The following is a 647-nucleotide window of genomic DNA, read 5'->3' as shown; positions in this document are numbered from 1 at the left end:
CCCGTATATCCAGCGCCACCGCCAAAATACTGAGCAACCGTCTCTCCCATCGAATAAAGCTGTGAGCCATTAACGGCTTGGTTTGAATCTTTAGCGATGCTTCCGCCCATCAGACCAGAAATAATGCGCCCTTCACTACCTTTATTCAAAATACTAATTTCGTTGCCATCTACATTCTTACCAATGCTGATTGTACCGGCGCCCCTACTACTCTCTTCACTACTTCTGAATAAACTTACCCCTCCATCTTGCGTAACAAGCAGATTGTTCTTTACATCGATAATTTCATTATTCAGATTCGTGAAAGTACTATTAACACCGCCAAAGGCTTCCCCTACAGTATTGTAACTCTCTTCACTACCTCCACTACCATCAGCATTGTAGTGCACAACTTGGAAACTTGGTGCTGTCCATTGCCCTTCTGCATACTTAGCACCTCCACCTAAATAACCAGAAATCGTATTGTTCATTGAATAAAGCTGGTTACCTGTTATAGCTTCCGTAGAATCTTCTGCTATATCTCCATTGGCAAGATACTTAATCTTGCTATTGGTTTTTTCTCCTTCTCCGTGTTTTGCTAGGAAGGATTCTTCTTCCTTGCTCCACAACAAAGAATCCTGCGCAACTCCTTGCGTAACTTCCTTAAT

The 647-nt window shown here is 42.5% G+C and carries 1 pseudogene; it reads right to left on the bottom strand.

What is annotated here, in order from left to right:
- A pseudogene (locus ACFIJS_RS09230) lies at nt 1-647 on the bottom strand (hypothetical protein); the annotation flags it as partial.

Source organism: Bartonella sp. OT172YNZD (assembly GCF_042193725.1).
Classification (GTDB): Bacteria; Pseudomonadota; Alphaproteobacteria; order Rhizobiales; family Rhizobiaceae; genus Bartonella; species Bartonella grahamii_A.
This window is presented reverse-complemented; position numbering and strand designations above follow the sequence as displayed.